General features: G+C 64.7%; 13 protein-coding genes and 1 pseudogene. All 14 read right to left on the bottom strand.

Annotation, left to right across the window (positions count from 1 at the left end):
* Positions 1-32: 32 nt before the first annotated feature.
* The 14 genes and pseudogenes from GHT07_RS06090 to GHT07_RS06025 all read right to left on the bottom strand — a co-directional run bounded on the left by GHT07_RS06090 (position 33) and on the right by GHT07_RS06025 (position 13,394).
* On the bottom strand, positions 33-734 hold the full coding sequence (locus tag GHT07_RS06090) for a hypothetical protein (RefSeq protein ID WP_153584173.1): 702 nt from the start codon (positions 732-734) through the stop codon (positions 33-35).
* Positions 728-1,924, bottom strand: a complete 1,197-nt coding sequence (locus GHT07_RS06085; RefSeq protein WP_153584172.1) for a glycosyltransferase family 4 protein — start codon at positions 1,922-1,924, stop codon at positions 728-730. The genes GHT07_RS06090 and GHT07_RS06085 overlap by 7 nt, the downstream gene beginning before the upstream one ends.
* Positions 1,921-2,496 (bottom strand): acyltransferase family protein, encoded by a 576-nt coding sequence (locus GHT07_RS06080; protein WP_153584171.1) that lies wholly within the window; start codon positions 2,494-2,496, stop codon positions 1,921-1,923. Before GHT07_RS06080 ends, GHT07_RS06085 begins: the two co-directional genes overlap by 4 nt.
* Positions 2,497-2,502: 6 nt before the next feature.
* A complete protein-coding gene (locus tag GHT07_RS06075; protein ID WP_153584170.1) occupies positions 2,503-3,390 on the bottom strand; it encodes a glycosyltransferase family 2 protein in 888 nt (295 codons plus the stop codon).
* A 12-nt stretch (positions 3,391-3,402) separates the two neighbouring features.
* On the bottom strand, positions 3,403-4,290 hold the full coding sequence (locus GHT07_RS06070) for a glycosyltransferase (RefSeq protein WP_153584169.1): 888 nt from the start codon (positions 4,288-4,290) through the stop codon (positions 3,403-3,405).
* A 9-nt stretch (positions 4,291-4,299) separates the two neighbouring features.
* The gene (locus GHT07_RS06065) at positions 4,300-5,139 is read right to left on the bottom strand and encodes an FkbM family methyltransferase (protein ID WP_153584168.1); all 840 of its coding nucleotides are present in this window, start codon (positions 5,137-5,139) and stop codon (positions 4,300-4,302) included.
* Positions 5,136-6,236: a glycosyltransferase family protein gene (locus GHT07_RS06060; protein ID WP_153584167.1), complete on the bottom strand. Its 1,101-nt coding sequence runs from the start codon at positions 6,234-6,236 to the stop codon at positions 5,136-5,138. Before GHT07_RS06060 ends, GHT07_RS06065 begins: the two co-directional genes overlap by 4 nt.
* Complete coding sequence (locus GHT07_RS06055; RefSeq protein ID WP_153584166.1) at positions 6,233-7,573, bottom strand: glycosyltransferase family 4 protein; 1,341 nt, start codon at positions 7,571-7,573, stop codon at positions 6,233-6,235. The genes GHT07_RS06060 and GHT07_RS06055 overlap by 4 nt, the downstream gene beginning before the upstream one ends.
* Positions 7,570-8,352 carry an FkbM family methyltransferase gene (locus GHT07_RS06050; RefSeq protein ID WP_153584165.1) on the bottom strand — a complete coding sequence of 261 codons (783 nt, stop codon included), beginning with the start codon at positions 8,350-8,352 and terminating at the stop codon, positions 7,570-7,572. The genes GHT07_RS06055 and GHT07_RS06050 overlap by 4 nt, the downstream gene beginning before the upstream one ends.
* Positions 8,349-9,422, bottom strand: coding sequence for a glycosyltransferase family protein (locus tag GHT07_RS06045; protein ID WP_153584164.1), 1,074 nt, complete (start codon positions 9,420-9,422; stop codon positions 8,349-8,351). Before GHT07_RS06045 ends, GHT07_RS06050 begins: the two co-directional genes overlap by 4 nt.
* A gap of 4 nt (positions 9,423-9,426) precedes the next feature.
* Positions 9,427-10,623 (bottom strand): glycosyltransferase, encoded by a 1,197-nt coding sequence (locus tag GHT07_RS06040; RefSeq protein WP_153584163.1) that lies wholly within the window; start codon positions 10,621-10,623, stop codon positions 9,427-9,429.
* 89 nt (positions 10,624-10,712) lie between these two features.
* A pseudogene (locus tag GHT07_RS21780) lies at positions 10,713-10,862 on the bottom strand (DapH/DapD/GlmU-related protein); the annotation flags it as partial.
* Between the two features lie 464 nt (positions 10,863-11,326).
* Entirely contained in the window at positions 11,327-12,541 is a 1,215-nt protein-coding gene (locus GHT07_RS06030) for an ABC transporter ATP-binding protein (RefSeq protein WP_153584162.1), read from the bottom strand.
* A gap of 1 nt (position 12,542) precedes the next feature.
* Positions 12,543-13,394, bottom strand: a complete 852-nt coding sequence (locus GHT07_RS06025) for an ABC transporter permease (RefSeq protein ID WP_194792847.1) — start codon at positions 13,392-13,394, stop codon at positions 12,543-12,545.
* Between the last annotated feature and the right edge of the window lie 4 nt (positions 13,395-13,398).

Below are 13,398 nucleotides of genomic sequence, written 5' to 3'. Positions count from 1 at the left end.
GCGAAGACCGCTGACGTGGGGTCTTGCGACTTCTACTTCGTGCCCAATGAAGCGGCCAGCACCACGGAAGCGGCGGCGAGCGACATGACGACCACCGCGGCCGTGATGCTTGAGCGCTGGCGCCATGCAATCCACAGCGAGATCGCGCCCACCGCCGCAAACACGGGGATGCCTTGCGCCTTCAGCAACGCCGCCATGGCCGTGAGCGTGATGGCAACGGCCAGCAACAGGCAGGCCATGCGTGGCCGCTTTGACGTGGTGGCCAGCACGATGAGGCAAAGTGCCGCGACCAGTGTCGAGGCATACAGCGACTCGGCGAGGATGAGGTTGTTGAACAGCTGCAGCCCCGGGTAGAAGGCCAGCGCCATGACGAAAAGCGCGTAGCCCAGGGGCAGCATGCGAACGACCACGAACGCCATCAGGCCCATCGACGCGCACCAGGCCACCTGCTGCGCAAGCACAGCAGCTGTCATCGTGCCGCCCGCTGCGAAGAGGCCGGCCAGCAGCGCCACATAGCCGGCGCCCCGGCCTGCATGCAGCTGCAATGAGCCTGTGTTGAGCGTGGCCAGCGCGGAGGAAACGAAGGTGGTCGAATCGGTCCACACCAGTGGTGCAAGCGACAGGGTGCCGCCACCGATGGCGCAGAGCATGACAAGGATGATTGCGCCGATGCGCAGGCCGCGCGGATGTCCCTGCCCGGGGTGCGAGAGCCGGTCGGCGAGTTGCTTCAGCATGCCCGTATCGGTGAGTCGTTTGATGCGCCGTCCACCATGGCTTGCAACTGCGCAGCAACCTGGGGCCAGCTGTACTCGCGCCGGACTTTCTCGAATCCGTGCAGGCCCATCTGCGCAAGATGCTCCCGCGAGGAGGCGGCTTGGCGGATCGCGCGGGCCAGGTCTTGCGGATCGCCCGGATTGGCGAGGCAGCCTGTCACGCCGTCCGTCACCACAGTCACAAGCCCACCGGTTCGTGATGCGACCACGGGCGCGCCGCACATCATGGCCTCCAGTGCGGCCAGTGAAAGCGGCTCGGACCGGGACGGGATGCAGACGATGTCGCAGTTGGCGTAATGTGGGCCGAGGGCGGTGCGAGGCTGGCTGCCAAGGAAGCGCACGTGATCGCCCAGGCGCAGTTGCGCAGCAAGCTTTTCAAGCTCGCCCGACGGGCCACCGCCAACAAAGCAGGCGCTTGCATCGAGGCTGCCTGCGGCGCCGTCACGAAGAATTCTCACGGCGTGCAGCAGTACGTCCGGGCCTTTGACGTGCAGGAGATTTCCGACAAAAAGCAGGCGCAAGCGGTGGCCGGGAAGAAATGACTCGGCCGGGCGCGGCGGTGTGTCGGCGGGCACGCCGATTTCTGCAGCATCGAGCCCATTGGGAATCACGTGGATGCGCGCGGGCGCAGCGCCGCTGGCGATGGCCCGGTCGCGCATCGCCGGGCTCAGCACCTGGACGCGATCTGACAGCCGGTACGCAGCCGGTGTTACCTGGCGATAGAACCACGCGAGTTCGCTCGAGTAGGTGCCGGCCGGCCGGTCAAAGATGTCGCCGTGCGCCGTCATGAAAGACTGCACGCCCAGGCGCCGCAGCGGCGCTGCCGACAGCGCCGCAGTGGCGTGGCTGTGGCACCAGACGATGTCGATGGGCGAGTGTTCGTGCAGCCGCAGCAGCGCTTGCCGCACGGCGAGCGCGAACGACACTTCATTGGGCACATGGCAAAACCGCCGCAGCCAGTTCCAGCGGCGCGCAACCACCGTGATCATTTCAACGCGGGCCGGCACCGCTTGTGGCGCGCTGCGGCTCATGAGAATGACGCGGTGGTTCGCGGCCAGCTCGCGTGCATGGCGCATCGCGATATCGCTCACGCTTCCACCCGCGCCCAGGTCGGGTGAGACGATCACGATGGTGCGGCGGCCGTCACTCACGCGGAAGCTTTCGAAGTGGCCGCGGCCTGCGTGTCGAGCCGCGGGTGTGCCTCCAGTGCTTGCGCGCGGCGCTTGCCCTGTGCGATGAGCGGCAGCTCGACATAGCGGTAGAGAAGCTCGGTGACGCCCAGCGTCAGCGCCAGCCAGACGACGACGCGCGCGGGTGCGGGCAGTTGCAGCTCGAGCGTGGCGGCAATGCACGGTCCGTGCGCGAGGTAAAGGCCATACGAGCGGCGCCCTATCCACGAGAGCACGCCCGCAGGATCAGGCACCCATCCCTTGCCGGCCAGCCCGATGAGCACGACGCCGCCGCCGAGCAAGCCAACGACGGTATAGGCGACGCCTGAGGTGAGAATTCTTGCCGGCACGGCCAGCAGCATCAGCAGCAGGGCAATGCACAGGATGCGCCCCAGCGGGATCCGGGCTGCGAATCGCGGGGCGATCATGTAGGCGACGATGCGGAACCAGTCGTAGATGGCCCAGTCGACCGGAACGAGCACCCGGAAGTGGGCGAGCAGCACGCTGATGATCGCCAGGCCGCGCAGTGCATCGATTTCGTGGCTGCGTTGCATTGAGGTTCAGCCTTCGCGCAAGCCGCGCATGATGCCCATGTTGATGACGCACTGGCGGGCTCGATCGCCGCGGCCCTTGCCCATCTGGACGGCCGCCTTCAAGGCGAATGCTGCTTCGCGCAGGCGTGTGGCGCCCGCGGGCGGACGTGCAGTGCCCGTGCGCCGCTCGGTGATGCCTTTTTGCACGCCATAGCGATAGAGGTAGGGCCAGCGGAATCGCTCAGGGTCCTGCCAGTGCCAGGCGCTCGCCTGCCCCACATAGTGACCCGGCACGCCCGCAGCCCGAACCCTGGCCAGGTACTCGGCTTCCTCACCCCGGCCGGGGACGGCGCCCTTGACGCCCAGGTCGTGGCGGAATTCGCCCGTGCTGCCGATGGTGCTGCGACGCAGGGCAAAGCTGGCACCGAAGGGCGAAGGGTCGTGGGCGGCGAACGCGCGGCTTTCATCGCCGAGGTCAAAACGCACCATCAATCCCGTGAGCAGCGCGAGGTTCTCGTCGTGCAGCCAGCGCGGCGTGCCGTGCGGCCAGAAAGGGCGCACGCGCCCGCCGAACCAGCCGGCTTCGCGCTGCGCGTCAAACGCCTGGGTGTACACGCGCAGCCAGTCGTCATCGAAGGCCAGGTCGTCATCGGTGAAGAGCAGCACCTCGCCCGCAAATTCGGCCACGGCGCGATTGCGCGCGGCGGACAAGCCCTGTGTGGGCTCGAAGATGTAGCGCAGAGGCAGCCGGCCTTCGAACGACGTTGCGACCGCTCGCGTGTTGTCGCTGGAGTTGTTGTCGATCAGCAGCAGTTCCCACTCGCAGCCCGGCTCCTGGCAGGCAGCCAGGCTTGCCAGCGCGCGCTGCAGCATGGCGCTTCGGTTGTAGGTGCAAAGGGCCAGGCTGAACTTCATGTCTGCGGCGGCTCAGGCAGTAACGGGGATCGCCGCCGGCTCTCGTTCGGGCGTGGTCACGTCAGGGTAGTTGACCTGGCCGGCTGCAAGGTCGGCGAGGAACTGGCGCGAACGCTGGCCCACGTAGTCAAGCGGAATGCCCGACTGGTCCGGCTGGCGTTTGGAATGCTCGTTGTCCAGCAGGCGCTCATACCAGTTGTGATAGTGGGTGAACACGCCATCGACGCTGTAGAAATTGCCCAGGCCGTATTCGAGATGCGCGAGCTCGTCGGACCAGCACTTCACGTTGGCGCCGGGGGTGTACAGCGTCTCGGGCAAGTAGCGCGACGTATGCACCTTCATCGGCACCCAGGTCAGGCCGCGCCGCTGCAATTCATCGGGCAGGAAGTGCGTAGCGTGGTTCGAATAGAAATTGACGACGCGCTGCGGCCACCGGATGCGAAAGCGGCGTACCCAGCGCACGTAGCGCATGCGCTTGAGGTCGGGCGTGCGGAACAGCATGAATGAGCTTTCCGGCATGCCTTTTCCCCAGGGCCGCGTGAAAGGGCCGCAGCCGATGTCCTGGGGCGAGATCAAGGCATGGGTGCCTTGCAGCTTGGCGCGGCAGACCTCGAACCAGTCGGGGTTCATGAGCATGGTGTCTGAGTGCATGAAGAGCGTGTACGGCGCATCGGACATGCCCACGAGCCTGTTCAATGCATCCGGGAAGACGGATTCGCGCACTTCCACCTTGCAGCCCTTGGACCGCGCAAGTGCCACGGTGCCGTCCGTGGAGCCGTTGTCCACGATGCCGACCTGGTAGGGGAATGTGGAGCAGGTGGCGGCAATGCGCGCCAGGCACGGCTCGAGAAAGCGCGCGCTGTTCCAGGTGGCAATTCCGATGAATAGGGTTGGCGTCACTCGTGGTCCTCAGGCAATGGGGTCGCGCACATACCAGTCGTCGAAGCTGGAGAAAGCCTCGAACTTGCGCCTGTACCCATGGCGGGACAGCAGGTCGTGGATGAGCTCGCGATTGGGCGTGAAATTATGTTCGACCGTGATCAGGCGTATGTCGTACTTGTCGAAGTCGAAAGCACGCAGGATGTCCAGCTCCGAGCCTTCCGTGTCAACGGAGAGGTAGTCGATGGTTTTGGGTGCGTTGGACTGATCCAGCAGATCGACGAGCGACACGGTCTTGACTTCGTAGCGCTCTCCGCCGGCGCGCGAGCGGTGGTGGTAGTCGGACGTGGACAGTTCAGCGAGCGTCGAATACTCCTTGTCCGCAGTCTCGTTGAAAGCCAGCACGGCGCCGCTGGTGTGCCAGACGCAGTCGGTCGAGATGGTGCAGGTGCGGTTTTGCTTCAGGGCCTCGCGCCATGAGCGCGCAGGCTCAGCGAGGATGCCGCGCCATCCGTACTGGCGCTCCAGCAGCACCGTGTTGTTGATGGAGACGCCATCAGTGGCACCGAACTCGACAAAGAAGCCTTCGCGTTTGCTGCCGGTCTGGTAGAGCACGAACAAGTCCTGCAACAGCTGCGCCTGCGATTGCGCGAGGTGGTCCGAACAGAAATCGAGGAACCGCGACGCATCGTCGTGCTGGCCGGTGCGCTGGTAACCGTAGCGCAGCGCCACCAGGGCCTTGAACACTTCCGCGTGGCTCGGATAGTTCGACGTGACCGGCACGTGCTTGCGCACGTCGATCCCGACGAAGTGGAAGCAGCGGCGCGATGCCTCGATGAAGCGGCGGAACAGGCGTTTTTCAGCGGTCATGTTGAACAATGGCTCGCAATGGCGTCGACCAGCTTGCGATAGTGTCCCGGTGCGTCGATGTACTCGCGGGCGCAACGAAGTGCATTGGCCCGCATGGCGGGAAGGCGAAGGCGTATGGTGTCGATCGCGGCGACAAACTCATCTGCTGAGCCGACCAGCACGCCGCAATCGTAGTCTTCGATGAACTGGAAGCTCGGCTGGCGGCTTGCGATGACCGGAACGCCCATCGAGAGGAACATGCAAAGACGCGTGGAGGCAATGCCCATGTTCAGGAATTGGGGGGCGTCCTGCAGATAGACGACGACTCCCACGTCGGCTGCTGCCATGCTGACCGACGGGAAGGTCCATCCCAGCGGGCCGGGCTCGATGACCAGGCGCTCACGCCCGTCCAGCCAGGGCAGCAGTGCGCCGGCGATGGCGTCTTGCGGAACGACCTGGCCCCAGAACCACGCATCGCGCTGCTGCGCGAGCGCCTGCGCGAACCACACGGCCCCGTTGCCCAGGCTGAACACGCCTGAGTAGCAGACCACCAACGCGTCTTCAGGGATTCCCCGCTCGCGGCGCAGCACCGCCCGGTCGCCCGGTGCCGGCGGCGTGACGAATGAGTTCGGCATGACTGCGATCGGATGACTCGAAGCAAGGCCTGCGTACTCGCGCTGTATTTCGATGCGTTCAACGGTGTTGACAATGGTCAGGTTGGAGGCGCGCATGCCAAAACGGCACAGGGCTTTCCATCGGGCTGAGCGCTGGCCGCTGGTGCTGCCGCTCTTGATTTCATCAGCCAGCGTGATGCACCGGCCGCGGTAAATGCGTGCAAGCAATCCTGCAGCAGCCATCGGCTCTTCGGTCGTTCCGGAAAACAGCTGGTAGCCCATCCAGCGCGGATGCAGAAGGTTGCGAAGTAACCAGCGATAGCTGTACTGGGCAAACCGGGGTGTCACGCGAGGGCCGTACTGATCGAGCTTGAGCGCCGGGTCGGATGTGAATACATCGACGTCGTAGCCCAGCTCGAGAAGGGCGCTGATCAAGGTCTGGTTCGACGGGTTGTTGACGAGGTAGGGCCAGCTGACGAAATGGGCGGCTCGCTTGCGGGTCATGGCGCAATTTCCTCTTGTGTGTCGACGCGGCGTGCGTCCTCCCAGTGCGCGCTGTCTTCGCTTGCGGTCGGCTGCCTGCCGGTGTGCGGCCACTCCCCTCCAGGTTCGGCGTGCGCGAAGCTGCGCCCGAGCAGGCGCCGGACGGACTCCGCCGCGCCAGCGCCGAGCAGTGCATCGAGGCGGCCTGTTGCGGGCGGCGGCGGCAGCATGCGCGCTGCCGCACCCAGTGGCGGCAGGGCAAGAATGTTTCGCAGGCACCGGTCCCACGCGGCGATCGACTTCTCGCGGCTGTACCGCGCGTCGATCAACCGATGAGCTTCCTGCGTGAGCGAGGCTCTGAGCGAAGCGTCGCGCATGCGGGCGAGGCAGGCTGCGGCAGCATCGCAATCGCCCACCGGATACAGCAGCGCATTGGTGTCGTGCACAAGCGCTGCCTCCAGGCCCGATCCGACATAGTGGCTGCTCACCACGGCAAGCCCCGAGGCCATGGCTTCCCAGATGACGATGGGTCCAGTTTCCCAGAAGGATGTCACCAGCAACACATCGGCCCAGTCGTACAGGTCAGCCTGCAGCGTCTTCGAGTCGAGCACGCCCAGCAGCTTGACCACGCCGCGGTCGATCGCGGGCCCGAGTTCGCGGGTGAGCGTGGGCAGGTACGGGCCTCCACCCGCAAGCCTGAACTCGTACGCGACGCCCGTGTCGTCAAGGCGCCGCAGGATGGCGGGCAGGTCTTGTGCGCGCTTTTGCGCCTGGTCAAGCCGCCCTGAGTAGGCAATGCGCAGCGGGCGGTCGAGCGTCTGCGTGGCAGGACGCAGCGCCAACAGCGGCACGCCGTACTGCGCATACTGGATGCGCTCGGCGGCAAGGCCTGAGACTTGCCGGGCGAGTTCACAGGTGAGCTGGTTGGTGCCAATGAAACCGTCCAGCGTGTGCTTCCACGTCGCTGCATCGGTCAGGAAGTCGCGCTCCAGCGAATGGTCGGCCATCACGATGCGCGGCGCGGCGATACCGGCCGCTCGCAAGCGCGCCACCGCCTCATAGCAGTCAACGATGTTCACGCAAACAAGGATGTCGGGCCTGAGCTCGCGGATCGTGGCCATGAGCGCACGCGCGCGCCCTTCGACCGACCCTGTGGGATTCGGGATCGCCACGAGTTCATGCCCAGGATGGACAGCGACATACCGCTCGACGTCATGGAGCGGCCCGGCCACCAGCCCCAGTACCGGCTGCCATCCATGCGTGCGAAGCCCTGGCAGCAGATAGTCCAGCCAGACCTGCACGCCCCCGAGCGGGTAAGCGGCGGGCGCCACAAAAAGAGCGCGCGCGCCTGCACTCAACGCAACTGCTCCATCGTCTTGATCACGCTCTCGTCGACAGGTGGCGCCAGGTCGTTGCGGCGGAACAGCATGTCGGTCTCGACCAGCACGCGATTGCCCCGGTGCCACGCGCGCATCGTCATGAGATGGAAGCCGCGCGCTGCCAGGAACTCGAAGATCTCGGTGAAGATGGGTGCGCCTTCGTACAGGCGTTCAATGCCCGCCTCCACAAAGATGTGGTCGATCTGCGCAAGACTCTTCTGGGCGCCGCGCATCACATGCAGCTCGAAGCCCTGCACGTCCACCTTGGCCAGATGAATGCGCCCCAGGCCCTTTTGCGCAACATAGTCATCGACCGTGGTGACAGGAACAGTGACACGCGAGGCCGCGCCCGTGTGGTACTTCAGGCCGTCCCAGGCCTTGGTATCCGTCGCGAGGAACGAGTTCGACACAGGCGAGTCGGCGAAGGCGTTGAGCTCAAGTTCACCGGCTGCGTCGCCCACGCCCATCTGGTTCAGGTGGACACGTGGGTCTTGGCCATAGAGCCCCTTGCAGATCTCGAACGAGGCCGGGAACGGCTCGAACGCGTGGACCTGTGCCTGCGGACACCAGTCTTGCCAGCAGTGGAAGAACCAGCCGTGGTGGGCGCCAATGTCCAGGATGACGTGCGGCGCGAGCACGGGCCCGATGGGCGCGAGAACTTCCCACTCGGGATGAAGTCTGGTGGGCTGCACGCCAAGTGTGGCTTTGAGCTGCCTCTTGATGGCATCAGGAACCAGGCGTTTGATCAAACCGATCATGAAGTTCTTGCGCCTTTCGGTCGTGGGTTCAGGAAGTCCAGCATGACTGCCTCAAATCGCGTGCGGACAGCATCCATCGCGTCGAGCGCCGAAGGAGCGCCTTGCAGCCGTGATCGTACGCGAGCCAATTCCGCTGGCTCCAGTGATTGGACGGCAATGGCGTACGGCTTCATCTCCGGCGGCAGTTCGCCATGGAGCTTCGGGTGCAGCAGCGCCATTGCGCCGCAGGCCAGTGCATCGCCGATGGTTGTCTTGAAGCCATAGCCCACTGGCGAAAGAATGGCAACCGCGGCCACCTTCTCGTAGAAGGCCGGCAGGTCGTCCACAAATCCTGCGATCTCAACGGCAGCGTCGGTGCGAACCTTCCAGCCGTCGACGTTACCTGTCAGCACAAAGGGGTCGTTCCAGCCAGACCGGCGCGCGGCACCGGCGAAGTCCATGAACCGGTTGACCAGATCCTTGGTGCGGACGGTTTCAGTGCCGCCAGGCAGGCACGCGATCACGCTGCGAGCGTGATGGCCCCGCGGCCGTTGCAGTGGCGCAGGCGGCATATACGGCAGCCACGACACGTTCTTCGCGCCGCACAGCCATCGCCAGTACGCTGGAATTTCCGCAGGCGCAATGACATACACATGATCGACGCGCCGGCACGTGAGCCAGTCTGCGTAGAGCAGCCTGAAGGTGGCGTAGATGGTCTTGGCCAGCGGAATGAAGAGGCTTTTCTGCTCGGGCGGCGACACCGCCCAGTTCTGCAGCGGCTCGATGTTGTGCGCGCGCATGGCGATGCGTGCATCGGGGAACCGCTTTCGCAAGGCACCTGCGATTTTTGGAAAGTAGGAGTACTCGATCAGGATGTGGGTAGGCGTCCACCCCGCAAGATGCGCGTCGAGCTCCGAAGGCTGGTCGCCGCCTACCGAGCAATAACGGTAGCTCTCGCAGTGCTGGACGAAGAAGGCCCGCCGGCCGCCCACATCCTTGTGGCTGCCTTGCCCGGGCCGCACGTCCACATGCGCTGGCGCGACGTGCAGCACGGCGGTTGCGGCCAGTGCGCGCGTGCTCGGCTCCACCATATTTCTACCCCATCGCCTCACGGAACAACGCCACCGTTTCCCTGCCAACACGAAGGCGCTCTTGTCGCGCTGACTCCAGCGCGCGCGCCTCGCCTTCCAGGTCTGGCCCCAATGAGCCGTGCAGCCACAAACTGCGGATTTCCCTCGACCAGCCGTCCACATCGTGCGGATCGAGGTAGGCCAGCACGTTCGCGCGGTGCTCGCGATGCACGGGCAGATCGCTGGCGAGGATGGGTCGTCCGAGCACTTTCGCATCGGACATGGCAGAGCCCCAGCCTTCGAATTCCGAAGGCTGCGCGACCCCGACAGCGCGTCGCATGAGCGCCAGTTGTTCCGCTCGAGGCAGCGCCCCCACGAAAAGCATTTGGTCGGCAAGTCCCATGGCATCCACGCGCGCCTGCAACCTCGAGTAGAACGTCAGGTCGCGGTAATCCTGGCGAAGTCCAGTGCACACGACCGTTACCCGCGTTCCCTCATCATGGAGTCTTCGGACCGCTTCAAGGATCACCGCGTGATTCTTGTGCGCGCAGATTTGATTCGACACCATCAGGAAGCGCTCGGGCAGGCCAAGCCGGTTTGCCACTTCTGCGGGATCGCACGCGAACCATTCGGCTGTTGGCACCGAGACTGGAAACACCACCCTGGCTTTGGGAACGAGGCGCGGGAAATACTTTTCAAGGTCTTGCATCGCCGCGTGACTGCTGAGCATCATCAGCGCCGCCTTGCCAGACTCTTCGATCACCGTGGCGTCGATGGCCTCCAGCTGGCTGGGGGTGTAGTACTGCGTCAGATGCCGGTGCTGCAGATCGGCGAGCCAGCAGACGTAGGGCACGCCCGGTTCTTCGCACGGCAGGGACGGAAACAGGACGCCAATCCCGTTCGCCTCGAACAGGTCTGACATCCCGGGCGGCGCCCCGAGCACGCGTCGTTTGACGGCGCGCGCAATGCGCGGGACAAGACGTTGCGGCAGCCCGACCACAACGCGCGGCCCCAGATGTTCACGAATCTCCGAGAACGGATCGTGTTCCGGCGCCTCGTTCCACCAGACGTCGACGAAGTTGATCCGCTCGTGCGGCGGCAGTTCGGCGACCGCCAGCACGAGGTGCTGAAGGTAGTAGAGGCCGCCAAGCCAGCGGCCATCCGTGCTCGGGCACACCAGGCCTATCCGGCCTGCCGAAGCATCGCGTGCTGCAGCATCCATCAGAGCGGTCTCCAAGGACCGGGGTGGCGCCGTCGCAGGCCGGTTTCATTCACTCGCGTGGTCTTGGTCATGGATTACTGAGGGAGTTCCCTGATCAGGCGCGCCGGGTTGCCGGCCACCATCGTGAACGGCGAGACGTCCTTGGTGACCACGCTGCCTGCTGCCACGATGGCCCCACGGCCGATGGTCACGCCCTTGAGGATCGAGCTCTTGAAGCCGATCCACACGTCGTCTTCGATCGTGATGGGGGCGGTGTCGACGCCCGGTGGAACAAAGCGTTCGCCATGTTCGAACCTGGCGTCGATCTCGGTGCGGCGCGCCTGCCAGTCCAGCGAGTGCGAGTTGCAGTCATTGATATCGACCAGGTGCGAGATGAGCACGTACGAGCCGATGCGCACGCGCTCGGCGCACCACACGCGGGTGCCCGGGCCAATAAACGAGTGGTGGCCGACCGAGAGGTTGCCGTTGCCCTGTAACCAGAGGTGGCCATAGATCCGGCAGTACTCGCCGATCAACACGGCATCTGCGCCTGCTTCGTTCGTGAGGGACGCCTCCTTGTGGAGCAGCACACCCGTGCCAACAGTCGCCGTGCGACGCCACCTGCGGCCATCGGAGGTGGACGGCAATTCCTGCCGCAAGTGTTCCATGCGGGAGACAATCCGGCGCAGCACGGGATCGCCCAGCTGGCTCCAGAACCACGACTTCATGAGCGCTCCTCAGTCGTCCATTCAAGAAACGGCGCCACGACACCTTCCCGATAGTCGCGCTCCACCAGGCTGCCTGACCGGTCTATGGTGAACCGGCAGATGTCCTGGATGATTTCGTTGCCTTCGTTCAGGGGGCGTGAGATGGCCAGCCAATATTCGCCAGGCACCAGCAACGAGCCGGGCACAACGCAGCGCTCGATGTAGCGGCCCGCAGCCCAGCGCTTGTTCATGTAGGCAAATGCGTCCGTGTCGCAAGAGGCGAGCACCAGCACACCAAACTGGTTGCGAATCGTCAATGCAACGCGTCCGGTGATGCTCGTCGCGACCTCGAACCTGAACAGGATTTCGAAAGGGCGGTCGGCTGGCAGCGCCGTCGCAACGTGCCCTTGCGGCGGAACCACTTCAACGCTTTCAAACTGGAACGGATGATGGTCGCGAGCTGCCGGTGACCACGAGCTCACCCCAGCGCCGCCGGCAAGATACTTCGCCTGGATATCGTCGATAGGACCGATGGCCGTCGCACTTCCGCGCTCCATCAATACGGCCACCGGGCACAGCTTCTTGATCAACTGCATGTTGTGGCTCACCACGAGCAGCGTGCGGCCCTCACCGCGGATCGCTTCCATTTTGCCCACGCACTTTTCCTGGAAGTCGGCATCTCCCACGGCCAGCACTTCATCGATGATCAGGATGTCGGGGTCGAGGTGCGCCGCCACCGCAAACGCCAGGCGCACATACATGCCGCTGGAGTAGCGCTTGACGGGCGTATCGATGAACTTCTCCAGCTCGGCAAAGCTCACGATCGCATCGAGCTTGCGATGCACTTCGCTGGTGGTCATGCCCAGGATGGAGCCGTTCAGGAAGATGTTTTCGCGGCCCGTGAGCTCGGGGTGGAAGCCCGTGCCGACTTCGAGCAGGCTCGCCAGCTTGCCGCGGATCTCGACGCGGCCCTTGGTCGGTGCGGTGATGCGGCTGAGGATCTTGAGCAGCGTGCTCTTGCCCGCGCCGTTGCGCCCGATGATGCCCACGACCTGGCCGGGCTCCACATCGAAGTTCACGTCGCGCAGCGCCCAGAAGTGCTGGTCGCTCTCAGGCGCGTTGCGACGGCCGAAGGCATTGCCTATCGTTTCGTAAAAAGTGGACGGCGGCTGGGCGATGCCCACGGCGTATTCCTTCCACAGCCCAGAAACGCGAACAGCAGGTGCGCCCATATCAGATGATGTCCGCGAAACGGCGTTCGACTTTTTCGAAGTAGGCGATGGCCGCGGCGAATACAGCCACAGCGATCAGGAGCGAAGTCGCAATGGCCGGCACGTTGAATGGCTGCCCGAGGAAGCAGCTGCGAAAGCCTTCGATGATGCCCGTCATGGGGTTGAGCAGCATGACCCACTGCCACTGCGGCGGCACGATCGACAGCGGAAAAATCACTGGCGTGGCGTACATCCAGATTTGCACGACGAACGGCGTGATGTGCGTGAAGTCGCGGTATTTCACCGTGAGGGCCGACAGCAGCGTGCCCGTTCCGAGCGCCAGGAATGCAGCGCCGAGCAGCAGCAGTGGCGCGGCCAGCAGATTGGGTGTCCAGCCGACGCGGTACCAGACCATCATCAGCACCAGGAGCACCGCCGACACGAGCAGGTCGACGAAGGCGGCGCCGATGGAGGCCAGGGGAATGATCAGGCGCGGGAAATACACCTTGCTCACGAGGTGGGCAGAGCCCACGAGCGACTGGCCCGACGCCGTGATCGCACTCGCGAAGAACGTCCAGGGCAGCAGCGCGGCATAAACGAAGATGGGGTACGGCAGGCCGTCCGAGGGAATGCGGGCGAGGCGCCCAAACACAATCGTGAAGATCAGCATGGCCGCCACGGGCCGCAGGATGGCCCAGCCGGCGCCAAGCACGGTCTGCTTGTAGCGAACCTTGATGTCGCGGGCGGTCAGCACCCACAGCAGTTCGCGATAGGCCCAGAGTTCGCGCCAGTCCAGCATGCGCCAGCCCGCTGGCGGCTCGATGACGGTAACGCGCTGGCTGGAGTGCGAAGGTGTCGACAGGTCAGTGCTCATGGTG

It is taken from the genome of Caenimonas koreensis DSM 17982 (assembly GCF_009646335.1).
Taxonomy (GTDB): domain Bacteria; phylum Pseudomonadota; class Gammaproteobacteria; order Burkholderiales; family Burkholderiaceae_C; genus Ramlibacter; species Ramlibacter koreensis.
The sequence above is the reverse complement of the archived record's forward strand: the minus strand, read 5'-3'. Positions and strand labels throughout refer to the sequence as shown.

Excerpts from the sequence above, each read along its gene's own strand:
- GHT07_RS06065 (WP_153584168.1), bottom strand. The coding sequence starts at position 5,139 with ATGACCGCTGAAAAACGCCTGTTCCGCCGCTTCATCGAGGCATCGCGC.
- GHT07_RS06045 (WP_153584164.1), bottom strand. The coding sequence starts at position 9,422 with ATGGTGGAGCCGAGCACGCGCGCACTGGCCGCAACCGCCGTGCTGCAC.
- GHT07_RS06090 (WP_153584173.1), bottom strand. The coding sequence starts at position 734 with ATGCTGAAGCAACTCGCCGACCGGCTCTCGCACCCCGGGCAGGGACAT.
- GHT07_RS06040 (WP_153584163.1), bottom strand. The coding sequence starts at position 10,623 with ATGGATGCTGCAGCACGCGATGCTTCGGCAGGCCGGATAGGCCTGGTG.
- GHT07_RS06075 (WP_153584170.1), bottom strand. The coding sequence starts at position 3,390 with ATGAAGTTCAGCCTGGCCCTTTGCACCTACAACCGAAGCGCCATGCTG.
- GHT07_RS06030 (WP_153584162.1), bottom strand. The coding sequence starts at position 12,541 with ATGGGCGCACCTGCTGTTCGCGTTTCTGGGCTGTGGAAGGAATACGCC.
- GHT07_RS06080 (WP_153584171.1), bottom strand. The coding sequence starts at position 2,496 with ATGCAACGCAGCCACGAAATCGATGCACTGCGCGGCCTGGCGATCATC.
- GHT07_RS06050 (WP_153584165.1), bottom strand. The coding sequence starts at position 8,352 with ATGATCGGTTTGATCAAACGCCTGGTTCCTGATGCCATCAAGAGGCAG.
- GHT07_RS06060 (WP_153584167.1), bottom strand. The coding sequence starts at position 6,236 with ATGACCCGCAAGCGAGCCGCCCATTTCGTCAGCTGGCCCTACCTCGTC.
- GHT07_RS06025 (WP_194792847.1), bottom strand. The coding sequence starts at position 13,394 with ATGAGCACTGACCTGTCGACACCTTCGCACTCCAGCCAGCGCGTTACC.